Raw genomic sequence first — 22,737 nt, forward strand, 5'->3', positions numbered from 1 at the left:
GCGGTGCTCCTAGGCCTGTTTGGTTTCTTCGCTGGCAATCCAGTCCTGCAGGTCGGCAAGACCTGCCTCCAACGTTACCTGAGGCTTCCAACGCAAGCTGGCGAGCGTCGAAGATAGATCGCAGGCGGCATGGCGGACGTCGCCGTCTCGGAACAGGCCATTCACCTGAGGCGCCGGTGCCCCGTAATACGCAGCGATCAGATTGGCCAACGTAAGAATCGAAGTTGCGACTCCCGAGCCAACGTCGAAGTACTGATGTGCGGCTGGCGGCGTCGCCAGTGCCGCGACGATAGCCGAAGCAACATCGCGAATGCAGACAAAGTCCCGGGTGACTTCGCCATCTTCATAAAGCGGAATGAACTTTCCAGCTCGCGCAAGACGAGAGAAAAGTGCAACGATGCCGGTGTAGGAATTCGTGAGCGACTGGCCGGGACCGTAGACGTTCTGCAAACGCAGGATGGAAAGCGGCACCTTCATCGAAAGGGCCCACGCAGCCAGAATGTGCTCTTGCGCGAGTTTGGTCGCACCGTACACGCTCGTCGGATGCGGCACGGTCGTCGCCACGCTCGAAGGGAGGGAAGTCGCGCCAGGGAAATCCCAAGCCGCAGCTTCAAGTTGAGTTCGACCGCGCTGACCCGGGTAGGTTATTTGACCATCCTTGCTTTGCCACGCGCCCTCACCATATACGGCGCGGCTGCTCGTCAAAAGGACATGCTCAACGTTGACCTTATGACGACCGAAGGCATCGGTCATCTGGGTGGTGCCGACTACGTTGACAAGACCATGGCGACTTGCCTCGGTCAGCGACTGCCCCGTACCCGTTTCGGCCGCGAGATGGACCACGACTTCGGGCTGAAACTCAGCGAGAAGCGCATCCCAGTCCGTCGGAACCGTCACGTCGCCGACAACCAGTTCGGCACGTTTATGGAGAGCTTCGGGGCGCGTCTGCGTCTTGTGAACCTGCGGATGAAGATTGTCCATCACGACATAACGCGCTGCACTGGCGGCAAGCAACTCGGCGATTGCACAGCCGATAAACCCGGCACCTCCTGTTACGAGGATGCGCTTGCCTGCAAAGTGTTCCGTTGTGTTTTTATCGGTCATATCACCCCCAAATGATTTCAGAATGCTAATGCGGCTCTCGACCCGCTACACCCACGTTGCAGGTCAGGCCTGCTCATGCACCGCCGCTTTTTCCAGTTCCACCGACCGCATCGGCAGACCGAGCAAACCCGTGGCGACGCTCGTCGAATGCGACTTGAATATGATCGCATCGTGCACCCAGTCGTGGACCACGTGATCCTCCTGCGTGCCATTGGCTATGGCTGCAGTGATTGAATAGTCCCCGACTGGCATCCGCGGCATGTGGAAGCGAAACCGCGCGGTCAGCACCGTGCGGGCTTCTGTATGAAGAGGCGAATGCTGCGTCGTGATGTAGGTATTGTCGCCGAACAGATTTTGTCCCAATCTGTCTCGGACGATGAATCCGATGATGGGACGCTCCAAAGGTTCAATTGTCTCGGCCCGAACTTCAATGCTCACGGACTCGCCGCCGACGGCCCAGGTGAGACGCCGGCCCTCGTCGTCTACCAATCCGACGTGCGTAATTTTCGCGCCTCCAAGGCCAAAGCCCTTGCTTTGCTCCCGAAACTCGAAAATCTCCAGATCATTTCGACACACTGAACTATTGATCAGGTCGGCCCTTTGATCGTGGAAATGTTCACTCACTTCCACCGATCCGCTCAGTACTGCGTTTTTCTGACCGCCCGCAATTGCACCGGAGGCTTCGTGTTGAGTTTGATAGTAAGCCTCGAGATACTGTTCGCAGATCTCCTTTGCTGGACCTGCCGCTTGTACGGTTCCTTTGTCTAACCATACGACGCGCTCGCACAGATTGATTACTGCGTTAGTGTCATGGCTCACGAAAAGCACGGTCCCGTGTTCCATGAACGAACGCAAGAAACGCATGCACTTCTGCGTGAAGAACGCATCGCCGACGGCAAGCGCTTCATCGATGATGAGCACATCCGCGTCGACGTGTGCGAGCACGGCAAATGCAAGGCGCACATACATGCCGCTGGAGTATTTCTTGACGGGCTGATCGACAAACTCGCCAATGTCGGCGAATTTGAAGATTGCGTCGAGACGCTCGTCGATTTGCTTGCGCGTAAGACCTAGCAAGGCCGCATTCAAATAAACATTTTCACGCCCGGTGAATTCTGGATTGAATCCTGCACCCAACTCCAGCAGCGCAGCCACGCGCCCATGCACTTGGACGTCGCCAGTGGTCGGAGCCAGCGTCCCGCAGATGATTTGCAGTAACGTCGACTTACCTGAGCCATTACGCCCGATCACACCGACCGTTTGCCCTCTGGCTATTTCGAGCGAGACATCGTTGAGTGCATGAAACTCGGTAGCTGCCTGGTGTGCACGATCGGCAAAACCTGGCAGCCATCGGCCGAGCCGGGCGAACATGGCTCGCTTAAGCCGGTCTTGAGGTCGATCGTAGATTGAATAGCTTTTGCCGACATGACGCACGCGTATCGCCAACTTCTCAGAGGACATCGGCGAACCCCCTTCGGGTGGACTGGAACCACCAATAGCCCGCCCACGCCACCAGGATACTCACGCAGTAATAAAGCCCAAGTGTGGGAAAGTCCGGCAATTTGCCACTTACGAGAACGGCGCGACTTTCCTCAATGAAAAACGTCAACGGGTTGAGCTGCAACCAGATTCTATATTTTTCCGGCAATGCCGAAATGGGATAAAAGACAGGCGAGAGAAACATGAGCACCGACGCGAGAAATGCCGTGGCTTGTGCAATATCTCGGACATAGACGCCCGTTGCAGCCAGGAACCAGCCGACTCCAAGCGAGATCATGAAAAGCGGTAGCACGACGGCTGGAAAGAACAGCACCGTCCAATGCACCGATCCGCTCACAAAGAGCAATCCAACGATCAGCACCACAACGCTAATGAACATGTGGAAGACCGCCGAGCACAACGCAATGACGGGAAATATCTCCAGCGGAAAGATGACTTTTTTGACATAGCTGGCATTTTGCAGAACCAGCAATGGTGAGCGGTTGATACACTCCGCGAAAAGCGCGTGCACGGTCATGCCGACAAACAGCATCATTGCAAATTCGCCTCGACCGATCGGCGATGCGTCGCCTCCCCAGCGGGACTTGAAGACGAACGAAAACACGAATGTGTAGACGGCCAGCATTAGCACGGGGTTGAAGAACGACCACGCAAGCCCGAACACCGAGCCTCGATATCGACCTACGACTTCACGCTTGGTCATCTGAAAGATGAGCCCGCGGTTACGGTGCAATGACGCCACCAGCGATGGCGGAGATTTCGAAATTACGTCCATATTTGAAAGGGATAACCTCTTAGCCGTTCCGGCCGCACTAGCCTGCCGATTGACGCACACGGTCTCGATTCACCGAGAAATCGCAAGCAAGTTGTCCAGGCACAGTTGCATGCCAACGTCCCAAACAGGTAGCTGGATTCCGAAGCGTGCATGTAATGCGTCGTTCGAGAGCAGCGAGTTGGCCGGACGAGGCGCAGGAAGAGGATACTCGCTGGTTTCAATGGCAACGACCCGCTTGACCGGAAAGCCGACCTCCGGTTGCAAATGGCGAGCTCGCGCAATGATTGCGTCGGCGAAGCCATGCCAGCTAGTCGACCCTCTCGCGGTCATATGTAAAAGCTGAGATTGGAATGCGCCAGCTCGGCGTTCAGCTTGTGCGGCAGCTACGATGTGTGCCGTCCCGTCGGCGATCGACCGCGCCCACGTTGGCGCGCCGAACTGGTCTCCGACAACCCGCAACTCTTCGCGGCTGCCTGCAAGCCGTAACATGGTGCGCAGGAAATTAGCTCCCCGGTCCGTGTACACCCAAGTTGTTCTGAGCACTAACCAGTCGCCACCGGCTTCTTTGGTCGCAATTTCGCCCTTGAGCTTGCTCCGGCCGTACGCATTAATAGGGCAAGGCGTATCGGTTTCGAGGTACGGACCGAGCTTGGTTCCATCGAACACGTAGTCGGTCGAATAGTGGACGAATAGGGCACCGACATCGCGCGCCGATTTGGCGAGTTCGCCCACCGCCTCGCTATTGACCGTTGTTGCCAGCGGTTCGTCGCCTTCTGCTTTATCCACTGCGGTGTAAGCAGCAGCGTTGACAACGACGTCCGGTCGGATTTGGATCAAGCGCTCACGCAACGTTGCGGGGTTCGACAGATCCAGCATTGTACGATCGGCGGCGATGACTTCACCAAGCACGGACAGGCTGCGTGTGAGCTCCCATCCAACTTGCCCGCTTACTCCGGTGACAAGGATCTTCACGCAAACACCTCGGCTTCGCTCAAACCCTTCCCCGCCGCGTCCTTCGCCGCCAACAACGGCTCAAAGTCAATCGGCCACTCAATACCAATCTCCGGATCATTCCAGACGATGCTTCTCTCGTGCGCCTGATACCAATAATCCGTAGTCTTATAAAGGAACTGCGCCGTCTCCGACAACACGACAAAGCCATGCGCAAACCCCGGCGGCACCCACAACTGCCGATGATTTTCTTCCGACAGATTCACGCCCACCCACTTGCCGAAGTTCGGCGAACTCTTGCGAATGTCCACCGCGACATCGAACACTTCGCCTTCTACCACGCGCACGAGTTTGCCTTGCGGGTGCTGAATCTGATAATGCAAGCCCCGCAGCACGCCCTTTGCCGAACGCGAATGATTGTCCTGCACGAACTCGACGCCCGCTTCGACTTGTTCCGCGAACTCACGGCCATTGAAGCTTTCGTAGAAGAAGCCACGTGCATCGCCGAATACCTTCGGTTCGATGATCTTGACTTCGGGCAGCGCCGTAGCAGTTACTTGGATGGCCATGCGACTTGGTCCTTCGGAAGATTGAGCAGATATTGACCGTAAGCGTTTTTCGAGAGCGGCTTGGCAAGCGCCAGCAACTGCTCTTCTCCAATCCATTCCTTGCGATATGCGATCTCTTCAGGACAAGCCACCACGAGTCCCTGCCGCTTTTGCAGCGTCGCGATGAACGTGGCAGCTTCGATCAGCGAATCGTGCGTGCCGGTGTCGAGCCACGCATAGCCACGTCCCATGATCTCGACATCAAGCTTTTTGTCCGCGAGATAACGCGAATTTACGTCTGTGATTTCGTACTCGCCACGCGGCGACGGCTTGATGTCGGCTGCAATATCGCACACCTTGTTGTCGTAGAAGTAAAGACCCGTCACCGCGTAGTTCGAACGCGGCTGCGCGGGCTTTTCCTCGATCGACAGCGCGCGGAACTTCTGGTCGAACTCCACCACGCCATAACGCTCGGGATCATGCACGTGATAGGCAAACACAGTCGCGCCCTCGGTGCGCGCGTCCGCACTTTCGAGCTGCTTCGCGAGATCGTGACCGTAGAAAATGTTGTCGCCGAGAATAAGCGCGGACGGATCGTTGCCAACAAAGTCGCGGCCTATGACGAACGCCTGCGCTAGGCCATCCGGCGACGGTTGCACCGCGTACTGGATATTCATGCCCCACTGACTGCCGTCGCCGAGCATCGACTCGAAACGCGGCGTATCTTGCGGCGTCGAGATCACGAGCACGTCACGAATGCCTGCGATCATGAGCGTGGACAGCGGATAGTAGATCATCGGCTTGTCGTACACGGGCAGGAGCTGCTTCGACACCGCATGCGTAATCGGATAAAGCCGCGTGCCGGAGCCGCCGGCGAGAATGATGCCCTTGCGCGCCATTGTCAGTTCCTCACGCGCGCTGCGCGTAGTTCGTCTCGACCCACTTCCGATACTCACCGGAAGCCACTTCGTCAGCCCACGCCTGATTGTCCAGATACCACTGAACCGTCTTCTCGAGCCCCGTTTCGAACGTCTCCGCAGGCTTCCAGCCGAGCTCGCGCTCGAGCTTGCGCGCGTCGATAGCGTAGCGGCGGTCATGGCCCGGACGATCCTTCACGTACGTGATCTGATCGCGATACGAACTGCTCGCCTTAGGCTTCAACTTGTCGAGCAAATCGCACAGCGTATGCACGACTTCGACGTTCTTTTTCTCGTTCCAGCCGCCGACGTTATACGTCTCGCCAAGCGCACCGCGCGCCAGCACTTCGCGAATAGCCGAACAATGGTCGCCCACGTAGAGCCAGTCGCGCACGTTCTGACCATCGCCATAAACGGGCAGCGGCTTGCCGCCGAGCGCATTCGCGATCATCAGCGGGATCAGCTTTTCCGGGAATTGGTACGGGCCGTAGTTGTTCGAGCAGTTGGTCGTGACAACCGGCAAGCCGTATGTGTGGTGATACGCGCGCACCAGATGATCCGAGCCGGCCTTCGTAGCCGAGTACGGGCTGTTCGGTGCGTACGGCGTGGTCTCGGAGAACTGTGGATCAGTTGCGGACAGCGAGCCGAATACTTCGTCGGTCGAAACATGCAGGAAGCGGAAGGCTTGCTTCTCGGCTTCAGGCAGCGCGCTCCAGTACTGGCGCGTGGCTTCGAGCAGAACGAACGTACCGACCACATTGGTCTGAACAAAATCTTCCGGGCCGTGGATCGAGCGGTCTACGTGACTCTCGGCGGCAAAGTGCAAAATGGCGCGGGGCTTGTGCTTCGCGAGCAGTTCGTCCATGGCCGCGCGGTCGCAAATGTCGGCACGCGCAAACACATGACGGGCGTCGCCCTTGAGCGACTGAAGCGTTCCGAGATTCCCCGCATACGTCAGCTTATCGACGTTCAAAACGGGTTCGTCAGAGCCATTGAGCCAATCCAACACAAAGTTGGCGCCGATAAAACCAGCACCGCCCGTCACGAGAATCATAAAAGCCCTCTTCACCGCTCACAGTTTTGCTCGACTGAAAGCGCGCTCGAATTATGGAAAAAATTGCGCATTTCGCGCGATGTGCGCCTTCCAGCGAAAACATTGACCGATTGTCACCAATCTTGATTCGCCGGATGCCCCACTTTGGTAAGCCGTCAATTATAAGGCCACCAAGTGCAAAAACTACACGGCTAACAACTTGATACAGCTAGCGATTATCGATTACAAGCCAATCCCGCCGCGTCGTCACGCACGTAGTAGAAGGTTCGCGGAATGCTTAATGAAGCGGCAGCCAAGTCGTATTCGCCTGTTTCATAATGCTCGGTACCCGACGCCGCGCGTCCACCGTCTCACCTTTTCAATCGATGACCGACGTCACCAACGCCACCGTAATTCACGCTAGCTCCGCCCCGCTCGTCTTCGGCGACCTGCAAGGTTGCTGCGATCCCTACCATCGACTGCTTAAAAAAGCCGCGCCCGATGCCGATACGCCTCTCTGGTTCGCAGGCGACCTCATCAATCGCGGACCGAAGTCGCTGGAAACGCTGCGCGAGATCATCGCGCTCGGTTCGCGCGCCACCGTCGTCCTCGGCAATCACGACCTGAATCTGCTGTCGGTCGCGGCTGGCCTGCGCAAGCCGAAGAAAGGCGACACGCTCGACGACATCCTCAACGCACCCGACGTGGCTGACCTGATCGAATGGGTACGCCACAAGCCCGTCGCGCACTTCGAGGACGGCGCGCTCATGGTTCACGCTGGCGTGCTGCCGCAATGGGACGCGACGATGACGCTCGAACTCGCGCACGAACTCGAAAAAGCGTTGCGCGCGCCCGACTGGAAAGCGACGCTCGCCACGCTGTATGGAAACGAGCCGCATCGATGGGATGAGTCGCTCACTGGCGCCGACCGCCTGCGCGTGACTTATAACGCGCTGACACGCATCCGTTTCTGCACCGCCGACGGCGCGATGGAATTCGCCAACAATGGCGGCCCGGATGCCGCGCCGCCCGGCTATCTGCCGTGGTTCGACGTGCCCGGTCGCAAGACGCAGGACGTGACGGTGGTGTTCGGACACTGGGCCGCGCTTGGTCTGATGGTCCGCAACGACGTGCTGTGTCTCGATTCAGGCTGCGTCTGGGGCAACAAGCTCTCAGCGGTGCGGCTGACCAAAGACCCGGCTCAGCGCGTAATCACGCAGGTGAGTTGCGCGATGAAGCCGAAACAGCGTTGAGCGATTCAGGGAGCGGCATGGGATCAGCCGCCGTTGCCGCGCCGCCACGCATGGTTTCGAGCGCGGCGAGAATCGCGGCTTGGGCTTCGCTCGCAAGCAGACGGCGGTCAGCGCCCGGCGCGAGCGGATTGCACACATAGAGATGCGCCGTGAGCGGCGTCGCGTTCAGAAGCGCGTCGAGGGAATCGCTCAGCGTCATGTCGCCGATATACGCCGGCGCGAGCGACTGCTTGCCGTGCGCATCCTCGTACATGATGCACACCGGCTGCACCGGACACGATGCCGATACCGCCGCCTGGAACATGTTCGCGTGGAACGGCAGGAGCGCCTGACCATCGCTGGTGGTGCCTTCGGGGAACACGCACATCATCTCGCCCGCGAGCAGGCGGTTCGAGAGTTCATGCATGATGCGCTTCGCGTCGCTACGCTTCTCGCGCTGTACGAACACCGTGCCCAACTGATGCGCGAGCCATCCAACAACCGGCCAGTTGCGAATCTCCGCCTTCGAGACGAACGGCGTCGGCCGCCATGCATTGATGACGTAAATGTCCATCCACGAAACGTGATTGCCGACCACCAGCACGCCGCGATCGAGCCGCGCTTCGTCGTTGTGCACGACGAGTTTCATGCCGGACAGACGCAGCATCTCAAGCGACCACGCGCGATTCATCGCGCTCCGCTCATCCACCGATGCGCGCGGAAAACGCCGCGCCACGACCCACATGCCATACAGCAGATGGACCAGAAGCCGCAGCTTGCGTAATGCCTGGTTCATGCGCGACTCGTGTGCTTAACGGCTTTCGTAAGCCAGATGACCGCCGACGATCGTCGCGCGCACACGCGCCGGCAACTCGTAGCCGAGGAACGGCGAGTTGTGGCCCTGGCTCTTGAGCTTCTTCGGATCGACGCGCCACTCGGCGGCGGCATCGAACACGCACAGGTCGGCGAGCGCGCCCACGGTAATGCGTCCGGCCGGCAGCTTCAGCACGTCGGCGGGCGCGGACGTGATGCGCGCCAGCGCCTTCGCGAGCGGCAAGTTGGCTTCGTGCGCCCACTTCACCGTCAGCGAGAGCAGCAGTTCGAGGCCGGTCGCGCCCGGCGTGGCTTCGGCGAAAGGCAGGAGCTTTTCGTCGTCGTCGAGCGGCGTGTGATCGGAACAGATCGCGTCGACGGTGCCGTCCGCGAGACCCGCGCGTATTGCTTCGCGGTCGCGTTGCTGACGCAGCGGCGGATCGAGGCGGAACTGGGAATCGAAGTAGCCGATATCCACGTCCGTCAGATGCACGTGGTTGATCGTGACATCGCACGAGACCGCGATGCCTTCGGCCTTCGCCGCGCGCACGAGCGCGATGCCCGCCGCCGACGACAGATGCGACAGATGCACGCGCGCGCCCGTCACGCGCATGAGTTCGAAGATGGTATGCAGCGCGATGGTCTCCGCCGACACTGGCACGCCCGACAGACCGAGCCGCGACGCCACCGCGCCGCTTGCCGCCACGCCGCCTTTCGCCATGAACGCGTCTTGCGGACGCAGCCACACGGTATAGCCGTAAGTGGTCGCGTACTGCAACGCGCGCAGCATCGTGCGCGTATCGACGATAGGGTTATCCGCCTGCGAAAAGCCGATGCAACCCGCCTCGGTCAACTCGACCATCTCGGTAATCGCCTCGCCCTTCAAGCCGACAGTCAGCGCGCCCAGCGGATAGACATGCGCCTGATGCAGCTTCTGCGCGCGAAACTTGAGCATTTCGACGAGGCCGGGTTCGTCGAGCGTGGGATCGGTGTCGGGCGGACAGACGAGGCTCGTCACGCCGCCTGCCATCGCCGCGGCCATTTCGGATTCGAGCGTTGCCTTGTGCTCGAAGCCCGGTTCGCGCAGACGCGCCGCGAGATCGACGAAACCCGGCGCGATATGCAACCCGTTGGCCGCGATGACCTTGGCCGCGTGAAAGTCGGCCGGTGCGTCGCCAATCGAAACGATGCGGCCCGCCGCGATGAACACGTCCTTGCGCGCTTCCGTGCCCGCAACCGGGTCGATGATCGTGCCGCCTTGAATCTGGATCTTCATGTCGCGTTCTTAGTCACTGTTGCCGGCCACGATGCCCATGACCGCCATGCGCACGGCGATGCCGAAGGTCACCTGATTGAGAATCACCGACTGCGGGCCGTCGGCCACTTGCGAGTCGATTTCCACGCCGCGATTCATCGGCCCCGGATGCATCACGATGGCATCGGGCGCGGCGAGCGCAAGACGCTCGGGCGTCAGTCCCCAGCTCTTGAAATACTCCTGCGCGGAAGGCAAGAGCGCGCCGCTCATGCGCTCGTTCTGCAGGCGCAGCATGATGATGACGTCGACGCCCTTCAAGCCTTCGTCGAGGTTGTGGTAGACGTGCACGCCCATCTGGTCGAGATTGCCGGGCAAAAGCGTGCGTGGTCCGATGGCCCGCACTTCCGGCACGCCGAGCGTGGTCAGCGCGTGAATGTCCGAACGCGCGACGCGCGAATGCAGAATGTCGCCGACGATCGCCACGCGCAGCTTGGTGAAGTCGCGCTTGTAGTGGCGAATGGTGTACATGTCGAGCAGGCCTTGCGTCGGATGCGCGTGACGGCCATCGCCCGCATTGATCACGTGCACGTGCGGCGCGCAATGCTCGGCGATCAGATACGGCGCGCCGCTCGACGCATGACGCACGACGAACATGTCGGCATGCATGGCGGAGAGATTGTTGATGGTGTCGAGCAGGGATTCGCCCTTGCTCGTCGACGACGCGTTGATGTTCAGGTTCAGCACGTCCGCCGACAAGCGCTTGGCCGCGATCTCGAAGGTCGTGCGTGTGCGCGTCGAGTTCTCGAAGAAGAGGTTGAACACCGACTTGCCGCGCAAAAGCGGCACCTTCTTCACTTCGCGATCCGTGACGCTCACGAACTGCTCGGCGGTATCGAGAATATGCGTGACGACGGCGCGCGGCAGTCCTTCGATGGTCAGCAAGTGCTTCAGCTCGCCGTTCTTCGTGAGCTGCGGATTGCCGCGTAGAAAGCCGTAGCGGAACTTGTCGGCGGCAGCGGGCGCGCCTGCATCGGCGGAACCCTGAGTGGCGGTGTTCATGATGATCCCGGTGTTGCCTTGAATGGGTTACTGAGCGCGCGATTCAGTGGTGAAGTCGAAGCCGCCGTCCGCGCGTCGCGCGAGCACGAGGCCTTCGTTCGCGGGTACGTCCACCGTGCCGCCGACGAAGCGCGCCGCAATGGGCAACTCGCGTCCGCCGCGATCGGCGAGCACGGCGAGATCGACCGAAGCGGGACGCCCGTAATCGTAGAGTTCGTTGATGGCCGCGCGCACCGTGCGTCCGGTGGACAGCACGTCGTCGATCAGCACGATACGGCGGCCGTCGACCGCGAACGGCAACGAAGTCGGGCTCGCCTGGCTATGCAGGCCCTTCTTCGCGTAGTCGTCGCGATGCAGCGCCACGTTCACCACGCCGAAGTGCGGCGCGTTGAACTCCTTGGCGAGACGCTCGGCAAGCCACACGCCGCCGCTGTAGATGCCGACGAGCGCGACACCCTCTTCTTCGGCGAGCGCGTTCTCATACGCGGCATGAATCGATTCGACGAGCGCGCGATACAGCGCTTCGGCGTCAATGGAACTCATGATCGTCGGGAAGTCCGTCGAGGTATTGTTGAAGAATGACGCGGGCGGCTTCGGCGTCGATGTCGTCGAAACGGCCGCGCGCGTTCGGACGCACGCCGCGCGCACGAAGGTCGGCTTTGGCATCGACGGAACTGTAACGTTCGTCGACCCATTGCACGGGCACGTTGAAACGCCCGTTCACCTGATTGCCGAAGCGCTTGGCCTGCGCGCTCATTTCGTGCGGCGTGCCGTCCGGATGCAGCGGCATGCCGACGACCACCGTTTGCGGCTTCCACTCGTCGAGCAGTTTGCCGACTTCATCGAAACGATAGTCGCGGTTGCGGTTTTCGAGCACGGCGAGTGCGCGTGCCTGCTTCGTCAATGTATTGCCAACGGCGACACCAATGCGCTTCTCGCCGTAATCGAATGCCAGCAGCGTGGCTGCCCCGCTCATGCGTGCCCTGCTTCGCCGGAAAGCATGGAACGCGATACGCCGAGCAGCGAGAGCGCCGCTTCGAGGCGATCTTCGGCGGGCACGTCGAAGATGATGCGCGAGTCCGCTTCCACCGTGAGCCAGCCGTTCTTGGAGATTTCTTCTTCGAGCTGACCGGCGCCCCAGCCTGCGTGACCGAGCGTCAGCAAGAAGCGCTGTGGGCCCTTGCCGCTAGCGACTGCTTCGAGTACATCTTTTGAAGTGGTCATGGCGAGGCCGCCGGGTACACTCATGGACGAGCTATACGGTTCGCCGTCGCGTTCTTCATGCAGCACGAAGCCGCGCTCGGTCTGAACGGGACCGCCGAAGTACACGGGCAAGTGAACGAGAGGTTCGATTTCGAGTTTGAGATCGATACGATTGAACAGCGACTGGAGGTCGATATCGGTCGGCCTGTTGATGACGAGACCCAGCGCACCGCGATCGGTGTGATCGCAAAGGTAGACCACGGTTCCTGAAAACGTCGGATCGGCCATGGACGGCATGGCGATCAGGAACTGATTCGTCAAATTGATGCGATCGGAAGTCTTGGACATAATTCAGGATTTTAACAAAGGCGCTGACAGATGGCCGACTTTGATGTGGGTCTGGTGTGGATTCGGCGGGACCTGCGCGCAGCCGACAATGCTGCACTCTATCACGCGCTTACAAGGTGCCGTCGGGTGCTGTGCGCGTTCGTTTTCGACCGCGACATCCTCTCGCCGCTTGCGCGAAACGACCGGCGCGTGCCGTTCATTCATGCGAGCGTGGTGGAACTGGATCGCACGTTGCGCGACGCTGGCGGGACGCTGATGGTTCGACATGGCGTGCCTTCGCATGAGATACCCGAGCTTGCGGTCGAATGCGGCGCGAACGCGGTGTTTGCAAATCGCGATTACGAACCGAGTGCGAAGGCGCGTGACGAGGCAGTGGCGCAGAAGCTGGCGAGCAAGGACATCGCGTTTTTCACGTTCAAGGATCAGTCGATCTTCGATCATGACGATGTGCTCACAGGCAGCAGCAAACCCTATACCGTCTTCACGCCGTACAAGCGCAAGTGGCTCGCGACACTCACGCCGGACGCGCTCAAGCCGTACGCATCCGAAGATCATTTCAACGTGCTCGCGAAGCCGCCGGGTAACGTCAGGCACGCCATTCCCTCGCTTGACGCGCTCGGCTTCGGCGCGGAGCACGCGCCCGCCTTTCCCGCTGGCACGAGCGGCGCGTATGAGCTTTTCGATGACTTCATCGACCGCATGGCCGACTACGATCACGCCCGCGATTTCCCCGCGCTGAAGGGCCCGAGCTATCTCGGCGTTCATCTGCGACACGGCACGGTTTCGATTCGCGCACTCGCTCGCACCGCGCACGATGCGCAGCGTCACGGCAACAAGGGCGCGGAAACCTGGTTGTCGGAGCTTATCTGGCGAGACTTTTATTTCTCCGTGCTGCACCATTTTCCGCATGTCGGCGTGCCGGGCGATCATCGTGCATTCAAGCCGGAATACGACCGCATCCAGTGGGAGACGGGCGACGCCGCCGACGCGAACTTCGCCGCATGGTGCGCGGGACAAACAGGTTATCCGCTCGTCGATGCCGCGATGCGGCAAATCAACCAGTCAGGCTATATGCACAACCGCCTGCGCATGGTCGTGGCGAGTTTTCTGACCAAGGACCTCGGCCTTGACTGGCGGCGCGGCGAAGCCTATTTCGAAGCGCTGCTGAACGATTTCGAACTGTCGTCGAATAACGGCGGATGGCAGTGGGCATCATCGAGCGGCTGCGATGCCCAGCCGTATTTCCGCATCTTCAATCCGACGACGCAGTCGAAGAAATTCGACGCGGCGGGCAAGTTCATCCGCCACTACGTGCCGGAAATCGCGGGCTTGTCGGATCGGGACATTCACGCGCCGTGGCTCGCCAAGCCCGACGCACTCTCGAAGGCGGGGATTTCGCTTGGCGCGGACTATCCGCAGCCGGTAGTCGATCACGACGCCGCGCGCAAACGCACGCTCGCGCGATACGACGTGGTGCGCGGACCCGCGAAGCGCGCCGACGATTCACGCAGCAGCAGCGCGGACGCCGCCGACGAACCGCACGCCGAAGCTAGCGATTGACCGCGGCGGGCCGCTCGATCATGGCGGTGAGCGCGGCAATCGACGCGCGGCCTTCCGACGGCGCAATGCCGGCCGCGGCCTGGTGCAGCATGGAGCGCAGCATCTGGGCCGCGCGTTCGGGAACGGTGGCATCGAGTTCGCGCGCGACGCCATCCGCCGATTCATGCGCGCCCTGATGCGCGACGCGCCGCCATGCGAGACCGAGTGTATCGGCGAGCAACGCGACATGGCCCAAGCCGAGCGCGCAAGCCGCCGCGCCCAGCCGGTGCGACGCGTTCGCCGAGTGCAGCGCCGCGTCCGCGTCCACCGTGCCTGTTTCGCTTGCTTGCGAACCGCGCTCGACCAGTCCCTCGATGGAGGCTTCCGCGCTCTGGAGAAAGTCTTCGTAAGCCGTGGCGTTCACGCGCAGCGCACCCAGATCGCGCGATGAACCGTCGCGGGCGTTTTCCTCGATCGCCTGCGCCGCGCCCTGCTCCCACGCGGCCTCCGACGCGGGATTCGCCGCGACATGCCACGCCACCGTCAGACCATAGTCCCGCAAGACGTCGACCCGTTCCGCGTCTTCCGGCATCGCGCCGTAGAGTGCGAAGTCGCGCCAGAGGAGCGCAAGCGTCGCGCGTACGAGCGAGCGCGGCGCATAGGTCGACGCGTGCGCCTGATCCGCCAACACGAGATTGAAGCGCGCGTAAAGGCGCTTGGCGTCGGCGTTTGCGGCGAAATCGGCGTCGCCTCGACGCTCCGCGCGCTCGCGCAGCGCCCAAATAGTGTTGAGCGCGAGCCGCCAGAAGTCGTAAGGATCGGGGCCGCCGAGCTCGCCCAGGCACTCGTCGAGGCGCGCGAAGGCATCGGCGGATTCCTGCTCGGGCCCGCGCAAGAGCTTGAGCAGGGCCTGTTCGTAGTGCGCCCGAACGCGCGCAAGCCGCTCGGGCGCGATGCCGCGCAACGTCGCGGGCGCGATGGCGCGGCCCGCGAGCGCGAGGTCATCGTAGGAAACCGGCGCGACGCGCGTATGCATGGCGAGCAACGCATGCAGCCCGCGATAGTGATCGAACAACACGGTCGAGCACGACAACTCGCGCAGATTGTGGCGCTCCACCGCCGCGCCGAAGTCCGCGAGCGCAGCCGCGATGCGTGCACGCGTCGGCTCCGATTCCTCGCCGAGCGGCGCGACGAGCGCGAGCGCTTCCGCGAAACGCTGCGCAGGCAGCCAACCCGCCGAATGCAGCGCGGAGATCGCGCGCTTCAACGCGGGCGCGGTTTCGCCCTGACGCTGGAACGCGTGATGGGCGTCGGTCAGCGCCATTTCGGCGAGCCGCACCGAGCCGCCGCGCGGATTGGGCAGAGCTTCGAACGTAACTGGAAGATCGGGACGAGATGTCATATCTGGCGCTCACAAACCGGTTCGCAGGCGCCGTGAGTCGAACATGGGCGCGCGCGGTGAAATAGCATCATCGATGAAAGCGTCGGTACTTGACCGCGCTCACGATTTTATCGACCGACGGACCGCTTACTGCCTGCGCCCGTCTCGCCGAACCACGGACCAGCCTCAAGCGTATGCCTTCAGGCGCCGGTTCGCATTGGCATCGGCACGCGTCGTGGCGCCCATGCAGCTTGCAGCGGCCAAACATGCGACCGGCGCGCGCATCGATTTCGACGCACGACGCAACACCGGCAGCGCTGCCGGACAAAAACAGCAACGAAAGCAGCGAACGAAAAAGCGGTCCGCAAAAAAACGCGCGCCGCATGACGCGAGTCATGCGGCGCGGTAGAGCGTGCGGATCAGATCTGGACCATCTCAAAATCTTCCTTGCGGGCTCCGCATTCGGGACAAGTCCAGTTGATTGGAACGTCCTCCCAGCGCGTACCCGGCGCGATGCCCTCTTCGGGCAATCCCGCCTCCTCGTCATAGATCCAGCCGCAGATCAGGCACATCCAGCTTCTATATTCCATACTTATGCCGCGTCGAAATGGTCGATTGAAATTAGGACATGATGGTACCGTGTTGGCGTGTCAATGCCTAGCGAGATGCCCGTTCACGCGTGGCCAAGCCTTCGACCGCCGTACTGGCTCTCTCAAGCGCCGCCGTACCGGAAAAAAGTGCGCAAAGACTGTAGCCTGACGGCGTTAGGCCGCATAATCGAAACATTGAACCATAGTCGAACCACGGTCGAATCATGACCGAGCTGGCCGCCGCCAGTGCACTTCGAGGCGCGGGCGTTCGCGGCCCTTCCGTTCCATTCGTGCAATCAAGAAAACAATGTCCGCTTTTGCCATGACCGGCGACTCCCCACCGATCGTTCTCACCTTCGGCCTGACGGACCCCACAGGCGGTTCGGGGCTTCAAGCCGACGTGCTGACGCTCGCAAGCATGGGCTGCCACGGCGTGACGGTGCTGACGGGCTACGCGGTGCGCGACTCCGCGAGCTGCGACGAAGTCACCGGCATCGATCCCGACGTCGTCGCCACGCAGGCGCGCATGTTGCTGGAGGACATGCCGATCGCCGCGTTCAAGATCGGCGCGGCAACGCGCGCGGAGGTGGTTTCCGCTATCGCCGAAGTGGTGTCCGACTACGACGACGTACCGCTGATCCTCGCGCCGGACTTCACACTAGACGATGAACATGTTTTGTCCGCCGACGAGCTGCGTGAGTCGCTTGCCGACCTGCTCGTGCCGCAAACGACTATGTTGATCGCCGATCACGCCACGTTGTTGCAGCTCGCGCAACCCGACAGTGACGCCGAAGCGCCAACGCTGGATGCCGCGATCTCGCATATCCTGGCGCAGGGTTGCGAATATGTGCTCGCAATGGAAACCGGCACGCATCGGCACGTGAACACGCTGTATAGCGAGGAAGGCCAGGTGCGGCAAGATACGTGGGATCGCGGTGTGCATCGCATCATGGGGCTGACGGATACGCTTGGCGCCGCGGTCGCGGCCTTGCTTGCCAACGGACAGGAACCCGCCGAGGCCGCACGCGAGGCTCAAGAGTATGTGTTCCAGGCGGCGCGAGCCGCGTTCCGTCCGGGCATGGGCGCCTATTTGCCGGACCGGTTTTTCTGGGCGCGCTCTAACGATGCAGACGAAGAAGGCGAGACGTCGTCCCTCCCCGACGAGTCGGCGGGACTGCCTGGGGAAGTACGCCATTAGCCCAAAACACTGACCAATCGAGTCGCCGGGAGAACGCATGCCGTACCGACTGCCCCATCTGCACAAGCCCGGCCCGCAAGGCGCGATCCGTATCGGCTGCGCGGGTTGGGGTTTGTCGAGCGCCGTGTCGTCGAGCTTTCCGCATGAAGGCACGCATCTCGAACGCTATGCACACGTGCTGACTTGCGTCGAGATCAATTCGAGCTTCTACAAACCGCATCGCGAATCGACTTACGCGAACTGGGCGCAGAGCGTGCCCGAGTCGTTTCGCTTCTCGGTGAAATTGCCCAAGTCCATTACGCACGACGCGCGGCTCGTCGGCACCGAGGCGCTCCTCGACGAATTCTTGCAAAGCGCGGGGCAACTCGGCGACAAGCTCGGTTGCTGGCTCGTGCAACTGCCGCCCAGTCTGCCCTTCGATCAGGCCACGGCCGAAGCCTTCATCAAGGCGTTGCGCGAGCGCACGAAGTTGCCGATTGCAATCGAGGCGCGGCATCCGTCCTGGTTCACCACCCACACGGCCGCGCTCCTGAAGGCGCATCACATGGCTTATGTCGATGCGGACCCGATCCCCGACGAGTGCGAGATCAAGCATCGCGCGGACACTTCGCTCGTGTATGTGCGGCTGCATGGCTCGCCCGAGCTCTACAAGTCTTCCTATAACTACACCTATCTCGACGACCTCGCGCGCACGCTGCACACGCGCGCGAAGAAAACGCCCGAGGTCTGGTGCATCTTCGACAACACCGCCGAAGGCAATGCGCAACCCAACGCGCTGCATATGATCGAGCGCCTGCGCACCCACCATCGTTAGACCGATTCGTTCACGAGGAGCATTCCCGATGCATCGATCAGCAAGACGAATTGCACGCCTTTTTCAAGCCACGATGTTCGCCTCGCTGATTTACATCGCCCTGCCTGCAAACGCGCAGCAAAGCACGGCGCCGCCCGCCACACCGGCTGGCGACGGCACCTTCCTGCTGACCATCTTCCTCAAGCACGATCAAAGCAAACCGCTTCCGAAGATCAACGAGCAGTTGAAGGAGCAAGGCTTCTTCAAGACGTTTCCGCCGCCGGGAATCGAAGTGGTGTCGTGGTACGTGATGATGGGCGTCGGTCAGGTCGTGACCTTGCGCGTGCCGGCCGATCGCCTGCGCGAAGTGAATCGCGCGATCGAAACCACCGCGTGGGGCGGCTATACGACGGAGTTTTATCCGACCTACGACTACAAGGCCGCCGCGCAAAACTTGCGCGATCAGATGAACAAGTAACGGTCCGCGTTTGCCACGGACGAAAAAAAACCCGCATTGCTGCGGGTTTTTCTTTGCGGCGTGAGCTTCCTTCGAAACCCACGCCCTGAGGATGAAGCAAGTAACCGGTCGAAGCCGAATTACATGTCCATGCCCATGCCGCCCATGCCGCCGGGCATGCCACCAGGCATGGCCGAGTCTTCCTTCGGCAGTTCCGCGACGGCTGCGTCGGTCGTCAGCAGCAGGCCTGCCACCGATGCCGCGTTTTGCAATGCCGTGCGCGTCACCTTGGTCGGGTCGACGACACCGGCTTCCACCAGGTCACCGTACTCGCCCGTTGCCGCGTTGTAGCCGTAGTTGCCCGTGCCCGCAGCAACAGCCGCCACCACGACGGAAGCTTCTTCGCCGCCGTTCGTGACGATCTGGCGCAGCGGCTCTTCCATCGCACGCAGAACGATGCGGATGCCCGCGTCCTGGTCCGAGTTCAGGCCCTTCACGCCTTCGACAGCCTTGCGAGCGCGGATCAGCGCGACGCCACCGCCGGCCACGATGCCTTCTTCCACAGCCGCACGAGTTGCGTGCAGTGCGTCTTCGACACGTGCCTTCTTTTCCTTCATTTCGACTTCGGTCGCAGCGCCGACCTTGATCACTGCCACGCCGCCAGCCAGCTTGGCCACGCGCTCTTGCAGCTTTTCACGGTCGTAATCCGACGTTGCTTCCTCGATCTGCGTGCGCACTTGCTTCACGCGCGCTTCGATGCTTGCTGCTTCGCCAGCGCCGTCGATGATCGTCGTGTTTTCCTTGCCCACTTCGATGCGCTTTGCTTGACCCAGTTCAGCCAGCGTAGCCTTTTCGAGCGTCAGGCCGGTTTCTTCCGCGATCACTTGACCACCGGTCAGGATAGCGATGTCTTCCAGCATGGCCTTGCGACGGTCGCCAAAGCCCGGAGCCTTGACGGCAACGGTCTTCAGAATGCCGCGGATGTTGTTCACGACCAGCGTAGCCAGCGCTTCGCCTTCGACGTCTTCAGCGATGATCAGCAGCGGACGGCCAGCCTTCGCGACTTGTTCCAGTACCGGCAGCAGATCGCGGATGTTCGAAACCTTCTTGTCGTGCAGCAGCACGAACGGGTTTTCGAGCAGGGCGACTTGCTTGTCCGGGTTGTTGATGAAGTACGGCGACAGGTAGCCGCGGTCGAACTGCATGCCTTCCACGACGTCCAGCTCGTCTTCCAGCGACTTGCCGTCTTCAACCGTGATCACGCCTTCCTTACCGACCTTGTCCATTGCTTCAGCGATACGGTCGCCGATGGACGTGTCGCTGTTCGCCGAAATCGCGCCGACTTGAGCGATTTCCTTGTTCGTCGTGCAGGGCTTGCTGATCTTGCGCAGTTCTTCGATAGCTGCAGCCACTGCCTTGTCGATACCGCGCTTCAGGTCCATCGGGTTCATGCCCGATGCAACGTACTTCATGCCTTCGCGAACGATGGATTGCGCCAGAACCGTAGCGGTCGTGGTGCCGTCACCGGCGTTGTCGCTGGTCCGGGAAGCGACTTCCTTGACCATTTGCGCGCCCATGTTCTGGAGCTTGTCCTTCAGTTCGATTTCCTTCGCGACCGAGACACCGTCCTTGGTGACCGTCGGGCCGCCGAAGCTGCGCTCGAGCACGACATTGCGGCCCTTCGGACCCAGCGTGACCTTGACCGCGTTGGCCAGAATGTTCACGCCTTCGACCATCTTGGCGCGTGCGGTATCGCCAAAAGTGACTTCTTTAGCTGCCATATTCAAACTCCTTGAGTCGATTCAGTTTGGAGGCTTCGGGCGGCAGGCTCCAATGGAGCGGCTCTGCGGCGAAGCCGAAGTGCAGGAAGGTGCTTACTTGACCAGAACGGCCATGATGTCTTCTTCGCGCATCACGAGCAGTTCTTGCCCGTCGACCTTGACGGTCTGGCCGGCGTACTTGCCGAACAACACGCGGTCGCCCACCTTCACGTCGAGGGCGTTCTGCACACCCTTGTCATCGCGCTTACCCGGGCCGACGGCCAGGATTTCGCCTTGATCCGGCTTTTCGGCTGCAGCTTCGGGGATGATGAGGCCCGAGGCAGTCTTGGTTTCCTGATCCAGACGTTTAACGATGACGCGATCGTGCAAAGGACGAAGATTCATACACACTCCTCTCTTGATTGAGACTGAAAACGCGGGGGAAACCCGCCCGGTAGGCGAAGCTGCCCGAGCGGCAATTTGTTAGCACTCTCGTGCAGTGAGTGCTAATTATATGGACCGAGTTTGACAATTTCAAGGACGCGGACAGACGGGCATTCCCTATTTCGCGTACTTTTGTCTGGACACGGGGAAATTAATGGATTTCGTAAGGTCGATTGGCTGGATTAATGTCAATCCATCAATTCTGATTTCGCTTAATTAGGGTTTCTACTAGGGTCGGCGAGGCCTAGACTGCATTTCAACGACGAAGCAGTGAAGAGACAAACTCTCCACCCGCAACGTTCCCGAGATCAGTACATAGGAGGTTCATCGTGTTCAAGTCGATCATCCCCGCAATCGCCGTTGCTGCCGTCCTTGCAGTCCCCGCTTTCGCCCAAGCGCAAGAAAACGCGCCGGTGACGCGTGCTGAAGTGAAGGCTCAACTGGTTCAACTGGAACGCGCAGGCTACAACCCGGCCAGCGATCAAACCCAATACCCCGCCAACATTCAGGCCGCGCAAGCACGCCTGAACGCGCAACAAGGCACGGCTGCATCGTCGTTTGGCGGTGTCGGCGAAGGCGCTGCCGCTTCGGGTGCTGCCCGCCGCGCGGCTATCGACCCGAATCCGGTCGACTTCAATCGCCCGTAATCGTCAATTCGCGTAACGAAGCCCGGCACGCACGCCGGGCTTTTGCTTTTTGCGCATCCCGAAGGAAAAGTTTCTGTAATCCATGGATTCGACGATGTTTTTGGACTACGTTTTTTTCTCGTGCAGTCGGAGGGCACTACAATTTGTGTTTGTTGCATCACAAATTTCGTCTTCGTTGCCTCTCATGCCTATGTCGTCGTCGCTGCGCGTTGCCTTTCTCTCCCTCGGAATTCTCGCCCTTGCCGCCTGTGGCGGACGCGCGGCGACCACGCCGAGCTATCAGCAAGAACTCTTTGACTCCGGTGCAAGCCCGTTCGCGCGCAACTTCGACGCCACCGTGAACGAAACCTGCGAGGCGGCCCGCCGCGCGCTGCTTTCGCAAGGCTTTCTCACGACGATGGCGCAAGCCGATACCGTCGACGCCACCAAGAACTTCCAGCCGTCCACCGAAACGCACGTGGTCGTCTCATTCCATGTGGTCTGCACGCCCGGCGAAAACACGACCAATACGAGCATCGCTTATGTGAACGCGGTGCAGGACGGCTATGCACTCAAGAAGAGCGATACCTCCGCAAGCGTGGGCTTGAGCGTCTTGGGCTCGCTTTCGCTGCCGATCCGTTCGAACAGCGATGCAATGGTCAAGATTTCCAGCGAAACCGTGCCCGCCGGCAAGTTCTATGACCGATTCTTCGGGCTGATGGGGCACTATCTGAGCACGGTGCCGCGCAGTTCGCCCATCGCATCGGATGAGGTCAAGAGCAAGCCGCTCGCACCGTCGCTGATCGTGAGTTCACCGGATCTCACGCCAACGCCTATCGTCGTACAGGCGCCCGCCGCGGCGGCGACGGCCATCCAGTCATCCGACGCGAAACACGCCGCGTCCGAGGGCGTCGCGGCATCGGCGCCGGTTCAGTGAGATCGAGCGCGCGCGTCGTTCCGGAATACGCTTCGTCGATGCAAGCGTCAAGCACGCGGGCAACGGCGGCTGCAGCTGCGTGATCAGCTCACCGCAAACCTCATTCAGCACCCGTCGCCGTTCGCAAAATGTACCCGCGTGGCCTGTGACGCCTCGCTCATCGCGCAGCTAGCCCACCCGGACGCATCGAGGCGGCGCGCTCATCACGCGCCGCCTAAAGCTGAAGCTCCGCCTGCCGCCGACGGCGACGCCAATCCGCACGCCACTCCCATCA

The 22,737-nt window shown here is 61.0% G+C and carries 25 protein-coding genes; 8 read left to right on the forward strand and 17 right to left on the reverse strand.

The window, feature by feature from the left end; translation table 11 throughout:
• Positions 1-9: 9 nt before the first annotated feature.
• The 7 genes from NCR98_RS10655 to rfbB all read right to left on the reverse strand — a co-directional run bounded on the left by NCR98_RS10655 (position 10) and on the right by rfbB (position 6,849).
• Positions 10-1,104, reverse strand: a complete 1,095-nt coding sequence (locus NCR98_RS10655) for an NAD-dependent epimerase/dehydratase family protein (protein ID WP_250526177.1) — start codon at positions 1,102-1,104, stop codon at positions 10-12.
• Between the two features lie 63 nt (positions 1,105-1,167).
• Positions 1,168-2,565, reverse strand: a complete 1,398-nt coding sequence (locus tag NCR98_RS10660; RefSeq protein WP_250526178.1) for an ABC transporter ATP-binding protein — start codon at positions 2,563-2,565, stop codon at positions 1,168-1,170.
• Positions 2,555-3,379 carry an ABC transporter permease gene (locus tag NCR98_RS10665; protein WP_502799737.1) on the reverse strand — a complete coding sequence of 275 codons (825 nt, stop codon included), beginning with the start codon at positions 3,377-3,379 and terminating at the stop codon, positions 2,555-2,557. Before NCR98_RS10665 ends, NCR98_RS10660 begins: the two co-directional genes overlap by 11 nt.
• A 69-nt stretch (positions 3,380-3,448) precedes the next feature.
• The gene (gene rfbD / locus NCR98_RS10670; protein ID WP_250526180.1) at positions 3,449-4,351 is read right to left on the reverse strand and encodes a dTDP-4-dehydrorhamnose reductase; all 903 of its coding nucleotides are present in this window, start codon (positions 4,349-4,351) and stop codon (positions 3,449-3,451) included.
• On the reverse strand, positions 4,348-4,899 hold the full coding sequence (gene rfbC, locus NCR98_RS10675) for a dTDP-4-dehydrorhamnose 3,5-epimerase (RefSeq protein ID WP_244826094.1): 552 nt from the start codon (positions 4,897-4,899) through the stop codon (positions 4,348-4,350). The genes rfbD and rfbC overlap by 4 nt, the downstream gene beginning before the upstream one ends.
• Positions 4,884-5,777 (reverse strand): glucose-1-phosphate thymidylyltransferase RfbA, encoded by an 894-nt coding sequence (rfbA, locus tag NCR98_RS10680; protein WP_250526181.1) that lies wholly within the window; start codon positions 5,775-5,777, stop codon positions 4,884-4,886. Before rfbA ends, rfbC begins: the two co-directional genes overlap by 16 nt.
• A 10-nt stretch (positions 5,778-5,787) precedes the next feature.
• A complete protein-coding gene (gene rfbB / locus NCR98_RS10685; RefSeq protein ID WP_250526182.1) occupies positions 5,788-6,849 on the reverse strand; it encodes a dTDP-glucose 4,6-dehydratase in 1,062 nt (353 codons plus the stop codon).
• Between the two features lie 365 nt (positions 6,850-7,214).
• Here rfbB and NCR98_RS10690 point away from each other — a divergent pair, with 365 nt between their 5' ends.
• On the forward strand, positions 7,215-8,081 hold the full coding sequence (locus NCR98_RS10690; protein ID WP_244826099.1) for a symmetrical bis(5'-nucleosyl)-tetraphosphatase: 867 nt from the start codon (positions 7,215-7,217) through the stop codon (positions 8,079-8,081).
• On the opposite strand, the gene NCR98_RS10695 is transcribed toward NCR98_RS10690, so the two are convergent.
• From NCR98_RS10695 to NCR98_RS10720, 6 genes are read right to left on the reverse strand one after another with little or no spacing between them, the layout of a single operon-like run.
• Positions 8,041-8,856 carry a lysophospholipid acyltransferase family protein gene (locus NCR98_RS10695; RefSeq protein WP_244826100.1) on the reverse strand — a complete coding sequence of 272 codons (816 nt, stop codon included), beginning with the start codon at positions 8,854-8,856 and terminating at the stop codon, positions 8,041-8,043. The two genes, NCR98_RS10690 and NCR98_RS10695, sit on opposite strands and share 41 nt — an antisense overlap.
• 15 nt (positions 8,857-8,871) lie before the next feature.
• Positions 8,872-10,149, reverse strand: a complete 1,278-nt coding sequence (locus tag NCR98_RS10700; RefSeq protein ID WP_250526183.1) for a dihydroorotase — start codon at positions 10,147-10,149, stop codon at positions 8,872-8,874.
• Positions 10,150-10,158: 9 nt separating this feature from the next.
• Complete coding sequence (locus NCR98_RS10705; protein ID WP_244826104.1) at positions 10,159-11,187, reverse strand: aspartate carbamoyltransferase catalytic subunit; 1,029 nt, start codon at positions 11,185-11,187, stop codon at positions 10,159-10,161.
• A 27-nt stretch (positions 11,188-11,214) separates the two neighbouring features.
• Positions 11,215-11,730, reverse strand: a complete 516-nt coding sequence (pyrR, locus tag NCR98_RS10710; RefSeq protein WP_244826106.1) for a bifunctional pyr operon transcriptional regulator/uracil phosphoribosyltransferase PyrR — start codon at positions 11,728-11,730, stop codon at positions 11,215-11,217.
• Entirely contained in the window at positions 11,717-12,163 is a 447-nt protein-coding gene (gene ruvX / locus NCR98_RS10715) for a Holliday junction resolvase RuvX (protein ID WP_250465470.1), read from the reverse strand. Before ruvX ends, pyrR begins: the two co-directional genes overlap by 14 nt.
• Positions 12,160-12,738 (reverse strand): YqgE/AlgH family protein, encoded by a 579-nt coding sequence (locus tag NCR98_RS10720; RefSeq protein WP_250526184.1) that lies wholly within the window; start codon positions 12,736-12,738, stop codon positions 12,160-12,162. Before NCR98_RS10720 ends, ruvX begins: the two co-directional genes overlap by 4 nt.
• A 30-nt stretch (positions 12,739-12,768) precedes the next feature.
• Between NCR98_RS10720 and NCR98_RS10725 the strand changes: the two genes are divergently transcribed.
• Positions 12,769-14,298 (forward strand): cryptochrome/photolyase family protein, encoded by a 1,530-nt coding sequence (locus tag NCR98_RS10725; RefSeq protein WP_250526185.1) that lies wholly within the window; start codon positions 12,769-12,771, stop codon positions 14,296-14,298.
• Here the strand turns inward: NCR98_RS10725 and NCR98_RS10730 are convergent.
• Positions 14,288-15,679 carry a FimL-related protein gene (locus NCR98_RS10730; protein WP_244826113.1) on the reverse strand — a complete coding sequence of 464 codons (1,392 nt, stop codon included), beginning with the start codon at positions 15,677-15,679 and terminating at the stop codon, positions 14,288-14,290. The two genes, NCR98_RS10725 and NCR98_RS10730, sit on opposite strands and share 11 nt — an antisense overlap.
• A 223-nt stretch (positions 15,680-15,902) precedes the next feature.
• On the opposite strand from NCR98_RS10730, the gene NCR98_RS10735 reads away from it, so the two are divergent.
• Positions 15,903-16,067 (forward strand): hypothetical protein, encoded by a 165-nt coding sequence (locus NCR98_RS10735; protein WP_250526186.1) that lies wholly within the window; start codon positions 15,903-15,905, stop codon positions 16,065-16,067.
• A 10-nt stretch (positions 16,068-16,077) separates the two neighbouring features.
• Here NCR98_RS10735 and NCR98_RS10740 read toward each other — a convergent pair whose 3' ends face one another.
• A complete protein-coding gene (locus NCR98_RS10740; protein ID WP_025527884.1) occupies positions 16,078-16,248 on the reverse strand; it encodes a rubredoxin in 171 nt (56 codons plus the stop codon).
• Between the two features lie 322 nt (positions 16,249-16,570).
• Here NCR98_RS10740 and NCR98_RS10745 point away from each other — a divergent pair, with 322 nt between their 5' ends.
• The 3 genes from NCR98_RS10745 (at position 16,571) to NCR98_RS10755 (ending at position 18,717) form a co-directional block, all read left to right on the forward strand.
• Positions 16,571-17,446 (forward strand): hydroxymethylpyrimidine/phosphomethylpyrimidine kinase, encoded by an 876-nt coding sequence (locus NCR98_RS10745; RefSeq protein ID WP_244828100.1) that lies wholly within the window; start codon positions 16,571-16,573, stop codon positions 17,444-17,446.
• A gap of 37 nt (positions 17,447-17,483) precedes the next feature.
• The gene (locus NCR98_RS10750) at positions 17,484-18,260 is read left to right on the forward strand and encodes a DUF72 domain-containing protein (protein WP_244826116.1); all 777 of its coding nucleotides are present in this window, start codon (positions 17,484-17,486) and stop codon (positions 18,258-18,260) included.
• A gap of 73 nt (positions 18,261-18,333) precedes the next feature.
• A complete protein-coding gene (locus NCR98_RS10755) occupies positions 18,334-18,717 on the forward strand; it encodes a hypothetical protein (protein WP_250526197.1) in 384 nt (127 codons plus the stop codon).
• A 119-nt stretch (positions 18,718-18,836) separates the two neighbouring features.
• Here NCR98_RS10755 and groL read toward each other — a convergent pair whose 3' ends face one another.
• Positions 18,837-20,477 carry a chaperonin GroEL gene (gene groL, locus NCR98_RS10760; protein WP_244826118.1) on the reverse strand — a complete coding sequence of 547 codons (1,641 nt, stop codon included), beginning with the start codon at positions 20,475-20,477 and terminating at the stop codon, positions 18,837-18,839.
• 93 nt (positions 20,478-20,570) lie between these two features.
• The gene (locus tag NCR98_RS10765) at positions 20,571-20,861 is read right to left on the reverse strand and encodes a co-chaperone GroES (RefSeq protein ID WP_244826120.1); all 291 of its coding nucleotides are present in this window, start codon (positions 20,859-20,861) and stop codon (positions 20,571-20,573) included.
• Between the two features lie 368 nt (positions 20,862-21,229).
• Here NCR98_RS10765 and NCR98_RS10770 point away from each other — a divergent pair, with 368 nt between their 5' ends.
• Positions 21,230-21,547, forward strand: a complete 318-nt coding sequence (locus tag NCR98_RS10770; RefSeq protein ID WP_244826121.1) for a DUF4148 domain-containing protein — start codon at positions 21,230-21,232, stop codon at positions 21,545-21,547.
• 184 nt (positions 21,548-21,731) lie between these two features.
• A complete protein-coding gene (locus NCR98_RS10775) occupies positions 21,732-22,463 on the forward strand; it encodes a DUF2242 domain-containing protein (RefSeq protein ID WP_250526187.1) in 732 nt (243 codons plus the stop codon).
• Positions 22,464-22,737 lie beyond the last annotated feature (274 nt).

This window comes from Caballeronia sp. GAWG2-1 (genome assembly GCF_023631405.1).
In the GTDB taxonomy this organism is placed as follows: Bacteria; Pseudomonadota; Gammaproteobacteria; order Burkholderiales; family Burkholderiaceae; genus Caballeronia.